Origin of the sequence: Flavobacterium sp. FPG59, from assembly GCF_002150205.1 — a bacterium.
Taxonomy (GTDB): Bacteria; Bacteroidota; Bacteroidia; order Flavobacteriales; family Flavobacteriaceae; genus Flavobacterium.
In genome coordinates this window covers 1-7885 of record NZ_MTCA01000142.1, presented here as the reverse complement: position 1 = coordinate 7885, position 7885 = coordinate 1, and the positions used below count along the sequence as shown (strand labels likewise).

Annotated in this window: 8 protein-coding genes; all 8 read left to right on the top strand. The window is 36.2% G+C overall.

Translation table 11 applies throughout. The features are described 5' to 3' along the window. The first annotated feature begins 101 nt into the window (after positions 1-101). The 8 genes from FPG59_RS11630 to FPG59_RS11595 all read left to right on the top strand — a co-directional run bounded on the left by FPG59_RS11630 (position 102) and on the right by FPG59_RS11595 (position 7398). Positions 102-1136 (top strand): hypothetical protein, encoded by a 1035-nt coding sequence (locus tag FPG59_RS11630; RefSeq protein ID WP_086454767.1) that lies wholly within the window; start codon positions 102-104, stop codon positions 1134-1136. Positions 1137-1205: 69 nt separating this feature from the next. Next, positions 1206-1928, top strand: coding sequence for a 16S rRNA (cytidine(1402)-2'-O)-methyltransferase (gene rsmI, locus FPG59_RS11625; protein ID WP_086454766.1), 723 nt, complete (start codon positions 1206-1208; stop codon positions 1926-1928). Beyond that, positions 1921-2973, top strand: coding sequence for an NAD(P)/FAD-dependent oxidoreductase (locus tag FPG59_RS11620; protein ID WP_086454765.1), 1053 nt, complete (start codon positions 1921-1923; stop codon positions 2971-2973). The genes rsmI and FPG59_RS11620 overlap by 8 nt, the downstream gene beginning before the upstream one ends. 11 nt (positions 2974-2984) lie before the next feature. Then, positions 2985-3329: a HopJ type III effector protein gene (locus FPG59_RS11615; protein ID WP_086454764.1), complete on the top strand. Its 345-nt coding sequence runs from the start codon at positions 2985-2987 to the stop codon at positions 3327-3329. A gap of 68 nt (positions 3330-3397) precedes the next feature. Beyond that, the gene (gene recJ / locus FPG59_RS11610) at positions 3398-5104 is read left to right on the top strand and encodes a single-stranded-DNA-specific exonuclease RecJ (protein WP_086454763.1); all 1707 of its coding nucleotides are present in this window, start codon (positions 3398-3400) and stop codon (positions 5102-5104) included. A gap of 5 nt (positions 5105-5109) precedes the next feature. After that, positions 5110-6381, top strand: a complete 1272-nt coding sequence (locus tag FPG59_RS11605; protein ID WP_086454762.1) for an MFS transporter — start codon at positions 5110-5112, stop codon at positions 6379-6381. A gap of 140 nt (positions 6382-6521) precedes the next feature. Then, positions 6522-6878, top strand: coding sequence for a hypothetical protein (locus tag FPG59_RS11600; RefSeq protein ID WP_086454761.1), 357 nt, complete (start codon positions 6522-6524; stop codon positions 6876-6878). Positions 6879-7092: 214 nt separating this feature from the next. Next, positions 7093-7398, top strand: coding sequence for a YbjQ family protein (locus FPG59_RS11595; protein ID WP_086454760.1), 306 nt, complete (start codon positions 7093-7095; stop codon positions 7396-7398). Positions 7399-7885 lie beyond the last annotated feature (487 nt).

The following is a 7885-nucleotide window of genomic DNA, read 5'->3' as shown; positions in this document are numbered from 1 at the left end:
GTATCAGATTTCTAGAAATGGGTTTTGAAACAATTCAACAAAGCGCCCAAACAAATTACAAAACAATAAAAATTACCTAAAACGCTATAATGTCAACAGTTATGAAAAAGAAATTGGAAGCTGATTTAATCAGTATTGCACACCGAATATTACAGCTAAAAAATAAATCTGACATCAATGAATTGTATTTTGAGACTCAAAAGCTGTATGAAAAATTGACGGTTTTGAGATTTGTTGAAGAGCATTTTGGGGATGTAAAACCAACTATTGGACTTGCTGCAATGACAGACCAAGTAGTTGAAGTTTTTGAAAAACTAAATACACCTATTGATAATGAAATCGTTGCGATTGATAACGAAAATACAAGTATTGTTGAACCTACAGAAGATCTAGTTCCTGAGCCAAAAGTAAATCAAGAGGTTCTAGAAGAAGTGACACCGCTAGAAGAAACGACACCAGTATTAGAAGAACCAGAAGAAGTGCTAGCTGAGGAACAAGTTGTAGAAGTAGCTCCCGAAGAAACGAATACGGATACAGAGGAAGAAATTATCCAAGAAATTCCAGAACTAGAGACTTCAACTGATTTAGAAATAGAAGTAGAGCAGCCAGTAATTGAAGCAGAGTTTAAACCAGCATTTGAACTTTCACATGAGATAGAAACGGTTGAGGAAACACCTAAAAAAGTAAATCCGGAACCTGTTCAAATTTCTTTTGAGGATTTATTAGGAGGTGATTACCATGATACGCTTTTTGTAAAAAAACAAGCAGTTGAAAATACTCCAGCAATAGAGCATCTTGAAATAGAAGAGGAAGTTGCTCTTGAATCTGACACAACGCCAGAGCCAGTTGCAGAAAGCACAAATGAAATACCAGTTGCAAAAGCGGTTTCATTAAACGATAAATTGGCCAAAGGAATAAACATCGATTTAAATGATCGTTTGGCATTTATCAAACATCTTTTTGGGAACAGTAGCGAAGATTACAACAGAGTTTTAAGTCAGTTAAATTCCTTTAATTCTTTTTATGAAACTCGCGATTTCGTTCAAGAAATGGTGAAACCGGATTATAACAATTGGGAAGGGAAACAAGATTATGAAGACCGTTTTATGGATATCATCGAAAAGAAATTCTTGTAAATCCAGCTCCTTTTTGAGCAATCAATTTGAACAATTATAAGCAATTGCTTGTATGCAACCTCTATGACCATGTCAAAATTATATATCGTTCCTACACCCATTGGCAATCTCGAAGACATGACTTTTCGAGCCATTCGAATATTAAAAGAAGTCGACCTGATTCTTGCCGAAGATACGCGTACGAGCGGCAAATTGTTGAAACATTTTGAAATTGGCACGCACATGTACAGCCATCACATGCACAACGAACACAAAACGGTTGAGAACCTTATATCAAGATTAAAAGCGGGTGAAAACATCGCTTTGATTTCTGATGCGGGAACGCCAGCCATCTCTGATCCTGGTTTTCTTTTAACGCGTGCTTGCATAGAAAACGGTGTTGAAGTAGAGTGTTTACCTGGAGCTACGGCGTTTGTACCCGCTTTAGTAAACAGTGGTTTGCCCAATGATAAATTTATTTTTGAAGGTTTTATGCCTGATAAAAAAGGGCGTCAAACCCGTTATTTGGCTTTAGCCGAAGAAACTAGAACGATGATTTTATATGTCTCACCACACAAGTTGGTAAAAACTCTAGTGGAGTTTGGTACTTATTTTGGTGAAGACCGTCAAATTTGTGTTTCCAGAGAATTATCAAAATTACATGAAGAAAATGTGCGAGGTACTGTAAAAGAGGTTGCAGCGCATTTTGATAAAACAGCACCAAGAGGGGAAATCGTGGTTGTTGTTGCAGGTAAGCCTGTTACAAAAGAACCTAAAAAGAGTAAATTTTCAGGAGAGGAGTTACATGAATAAGGATAAAGTAATCATTATTGGTGCTGGTTTGTGTGGCTTGTATACTGCTTTTTTACTACAGCAAAAAGGAATTGAGGTTTTAGTTTTGGAGGCGAATGATCGAATAGGGGGACGCATAAAAACCGTTACTGCCGAAACTGGAGTTACTGTCGAAATGGGTGCGACTTGGTTTGGGAACCAACACCGCAATCTCTTAGCATTAGTTCACGAATTCAATATTCCCTATTTTAGACAGCATACTCAAGGTATTTCCCTATTTGAAACGATGTCCTTTGTACCACCGCAAAAATTCGAAATCTCAGAGTCTGAAGAACCTTCGTTTCGAATAGAAGGCGGAACCAAGGTATTGATACAGCAACTCATCAGTAAAGTTGGCATTGAGCATATAAAAACACAAACTAAAGTTACCTCAATAAAAGAGCAAGGCAATCAATTGGTTGTGACCGACACCAATGGGAACAGCTACTTTGCTGACAAAGTTATCAGTACCGTTCCGCCTAATTTGGGGATCAATACTATAACTTTTGAACCCAATTTACCCGATAATTTAGTTCAAGTAACCCAGAAAACTCATACGTGGATGGGCGAAAGTATTAAATTTGCAGTAGCCTATACAACTCCTTTTTGGAGGGTGCAAAATTACTCGGGAACGTTATTCAGCCAAGCAAGTATTATTCAGGAAATGTATGACCACACTTCCTTTGATCATTCCGGTTTTGCTTTGAAAGGCTTTTTAAATGCGGGAACGTCTGTACTTTCTAGAGAAGAGCGCCAAGATAAAGTAATCACCCAATTGACAACTTTTTTTGGTCCCGAAGCGGCCAACTATGTTTCCTATCATGAAAAGGTATGGAGAGAAGAATCTCTAACATTTCATCCTTACGACGAACTTGTTTTAGCACATCAAAACAACGGCCACATGGTTTTTCAAAAACCGCTTTTGAACGGAAAACTGTATCTATCTGGTTCAGAAACCGCTTTGCAAAATCCAGGTTATATGGATGGTGCGGTAGCTGCCGCAAAAACTATTTCATCTCAATTTTAATATTTGTGATTATGACAATCAACACTTTTTTAGAAAAATTAAATACAACGCCAGAATCAATCGCATTTGCAGATACCATTGCAGTTATTGAGCAGCATTATGATTTTGAACCCACTGCGTTTGAGAATGGTACTCAACACAATGCTGCTGGTGAAAACTCAGGTTCTTGTAAAATATTTGCTTTTGCAGAAATGCAGGAACTAACTCCAGAAGCAACTTTAGCTTGCTTTGGCGCTTACTATTTTGAAGATGTTTTAGGAAATCCTGACGGGACTGATCATCAAAACATTCGCAATTTTATGAAAACGGGCTGGGACGGTATCGCTTTTTACGGCAGTGCTTTAACATTGAAATAAAACAGCTAAACAACCTTTTCGAAAATTAATCAAAGACTTCATATCGAAATTTAAAATTTAATATCAATATGCGTTGGACTCTTAAACCAAATCCACCTGAGGAGACTGTGAAACATTTGGCGAAAGCCTTAAATGTAGAAAACTTTGTGGCGACTTTATTAGTGCAACGTGGCATCACCACTTTTGAGGAAGCTAGAGCTTTTTTTCGTCCAAGTTTAGAGAATTTACACGATCCGTTTTTGATGAAAGACATGGATAAAGCAGTGTCTCGTATTGAAACAGCGATTAAAAATGGTGAAAACATTCTGGTTTTTGGTGATTATGACGTAGATGGCACTACTGCTGTTTCGCTAGTATCCTCATATTTAAAAACGTATTTTCCAAATGTGGCTACTTATATTCCTGATCGCTATGATGAGGGTTATGGAGTATCTTTTAAAGGTATTGATTTTGCTGATGACAATGAATTTACCTTAATTATTGCATTAGATTGTGGTATTAAATCCATAGATCATGTCAATTATGCTAAGGCAAAAAATATTGATTTTATTATTTGTGATCACCACAGACCAGGTGATTCTTTGCCTGATGCAGTTGCAATTTTGGATCCAAAGCGTGACGATTGTACCTATCCGTATGACGAGTTGTGTGGTTGCGGAATAGGTTTTAAACTTATTCAAGCTTTAGGCAGTAACCGAGAGCAAAGTATTTCTGATTTGATTCCGTACTTGGATCTAGTAGCAGCAGCTATTGCGGCCGATATTGTTCCTATGACTGGTGAAAATAGAGTTTTGGCACACTTTGGCTTACAGGTTATAAACAGTGATCCAAGACCAGGAATTAAAGCAATCATTCACCAAATAAAAAAACAAACATTGGACATTACCGATGTAGTTTTTATCATTGCACCCAGAATTAACGCCGCAGGTCGCATAAAACATGGCAACCACGCTGTGGAATTGTTAACCGAATTTGATTTTGAACAAGCACAACAATTTGCCTCTGAAATTGAAGCCTACAATGTGGAACGTAAGGATTTAGACAAACTAATCACTAAGGAAGCACTGCAACAAATAGAGAATAACGGGGAGAAAGAACGTTTTACGTCGGTTGTTTTTCAAGAAGATTGGCATAAAGGTGTGATTGGAATTGTTGCTTCTCGATTGATCGAAACCTATTATCGTCCGACACTTGTTTTTACTAAAAGTGGCGATAAGTACGCTGCTTCGGCTCGGTCTGTAAAAGGATTTGATGTATACAATGCACTTGAATCTTGTGCTGAACATTTGGAACAATTTGGAGGTCACATGTATGCAGCAGGCATGACATTACTTCCAGAAAAATATCAGGAATTTAAAGATGCTTTCGAAAAAGAAGTTAAAAATACGATTCATCCTGATTTGTTGACACCAGAGATTGCTGTTGATGCCGAAATTAATTTTACAGATATTACGCCAAAACTTATTCGAATACTCAAACAATTTGAACCTTTTGGGCCACAAAATATGACTCCTATTTTCCTAACTCAAAACATCAAAGATACGGGCTATGGAAAAACAATGGGACAAGAAGACGATCATTTAAAACTTTTTGTAAAACAATCCCGAAGCTTCGGAACCGAAGGTTTGGCAGCCATTGGGTTTAATTTAGGTAACAAAATTGAATTGACCTCGAATCAAAAACCTTTTCAAGCCGTGTATTGTATTGATGAAAATGAGTGGAACGGCAAAGTAAGTTTGCAATTGCGTCTAAGAGACATTAAAGCACAAAATTAGAATCGATGAAACAAAATGATCCGTACTCCGCATTACGCTATAGAGAATTTAATATTTTTTTATTACTCCGTTTTGCGATGGTTTTTGGCTGGTCTATGCAGTTTATCGTCATAGAATGGGAAGTTTATAGTTTGACTAAAAGTCCCTTATCATTGGGTATAATAGGTTTAATGGAGGTTATTCCAGCAGTAGGAATGGCCTTATTTGCGGGTCATATTGTAGATCAAAAAGAGAAAAAAGGATTGCTGTTTAAATGTATATTAGGTTTTGCAATCATCAGTTTGGGGTTGTTTTTATTGACGTGGCCTCCTTTTATTAAAGATTTTGCAACCCAAACTATTTTATATTCTATCTACTTTTGTGTGTTTTTAGGTGGATTAGTCCGCGCTTTCCTGGGTCCAACCATATTCTCTCTTTTGGCCTTGATTGTTCCTAAAAAAGTGTACCCAAATGCGGCTACGTGGAGCAGTTCCGTTTGGCAAATTAGTTCGGTTTTAGGGCCTGCAGTAGCAGGTTTCTCTATCAATTGGATTGGCGTTCATTGGTCTATGTGTATTGTTTTAAGCTGTTCGCTTTTTGCGTTACTGGCTTTGACTCAAATTGGAACCAAACCTATTTTGAATCCAAAAATTGGTGAGCCTGTCATGGAAAGTTTAAAAGAAGGTGTGAAATTTGTTTTCAACAATAAGACCATTCTAGGTGCTTTGTCGCTGGATATGATTGCAGTCCTTTTTGGTGGTGCTGTAGCCCTTTTGCCAATATTTGCGCAAGATATTTTAAAAGTAGGACCGCAGGGATTTGGTGTTTTGAGAGCTGCTCCCGCTGTTGGCGCTTTTTTAATGTTGATTATCTCAGCATACATTCCTTTTACAAAAAATGCTGGAATGAAATTATTGGTAGCCATTTTTGCGTTTGGAATTTGCATCATTGTTTTTGGACTATCCTCTATTTTTTGGTTGTCCGTTGCCGCGTTATTTTTAAGTGGTGTTTTTGATGGATTTTCGGTGGTGATACGTCAAACCATTCTCCAACTGAAAACTCCTGATCACATGCGCGGTCGTGTAGCGGCAGTAAATTCAATTTTTGTAGGTTCATCAAACGAATTAGGCGCTTTTGAAAGCGGCTTAACTGCGAAACTGATGGGAACTGTGAGCGCAGTGGTCTTTGGCGGAAGCATGACTTTAATTACTGTTCTTTTCACAGGTATTGTATCGCCAACTTTTAGAAAATTAGACCTGCAACAAGATGTTGAAGATCATGAAAAGAGCGAAGAATAATTTTTTGAAATGAGTAACTCCTAGTCATTATTTAAAAGACGATTCCCATTATCATTCTCAAACTATTTTATTTTTTTTTTAGCTTTTATTATTTAGAATAAATATAAATAATGCGTATTTTTGTGTCAAACAGAATACAGATGCAAGAAATAAAACAGATCTATCGTAATAATTTAGGCAGCGCTTTTTACTGGAAAAAAGACAATGCAGTTCTATGGGACAAAGTTCAACTGATTTTTAGAGAAACGGGATTTTATTTTACCCCACAAGAATTGCATCTATTTAAGTGCTGTATTGACGAGAGTTACCTCCAAAACAACTGCTGTGCCTCTTGTGAACTAAAAAACAAGTGCCATAAGTTTTTATTGAAAACACCTTGTTCTCAAATTGATTTGGCCGTTTCTATGGATGAATTAAATGCTGTTAAAGATTTAGTAGAAGGAACTTTGTTTAAAATAAAGTTAGAATATTATCTTTTTGGAGAGGGAATGAATTGATATTTTCTAATAAATTTCAATCCTACTTTTAGACACAAAACTGAAGTAGTTCTATTGCAATGAAGTACTCCTTTTACAATTGTAACGCCATAAAATCTAAGTCAACTGTGGTATTTTAGTTTGCCAATATAAATTAGAGTTTTATCAGATGGTATTGCGTAACAAGAGTATGAAATTGTAGTCTAATAAGGAAACCAACTTAAACCTTATAATTATGATTTTAACAACAACTAATTCTGTAGAAGATTACAAAATATTAGAGTATAACGGCATAGTGTCTGGAACAGCGATCAACATGCAAAAAATGGGTTTAACTTTTAGCATGCAAAAATATTATGATGGTATTAGTGAAAGTATAGCAGAAGTAAGAGAGAAGGCATTTGCCAACCTAAAAATAAATGCCGAAAAAATGAACGCTAATGCAGTGGTAGGAATTCAAGTGGATGTAGAGCTGAAAAGCGGCGAAGGATTAATCACTGTAATGATAACGGGAACAGCAGTAAGTGTTGTGAAAAGATAGGTTAATGCTTTTTTTCTAAACTAGTTTAGTATTTTATATATCGAACTACTAGTTAGTAAAAGCCACAAAAAAACCGCCTCGTTTTGCACAAGGCGGTTTTGTAGTATTTACAAATCAGGTTTAAACCTTCATAATTTCGGCTTCTTTTACAACTAGAAGTTCGAGCTCTACCAAGTCTCATGACTTTGTAAATATTTAAAGGATTCATGATACGTAAACTTACTAAAAGTCTCCTGACTTTTTCTAAAGACGTATTGTAAAATCTAGAGATTTACTTTTCATTTCATAAGTTCACTGTTAACTAAAACAAAAACGCTACAAAATAACCAAACGGCTATTTTGTAGTGTTTTACAACTGTAATAAAGTAAATAATAGTAAATGTGCCACTGGAAAAGTCTAGAAAACTTTATCATATTTACGTTTTTTAAAGGCTTTTAAATTCGCAAAGTTATTTAATTTTGCTTGGCTGGTTTAACTTATATTACT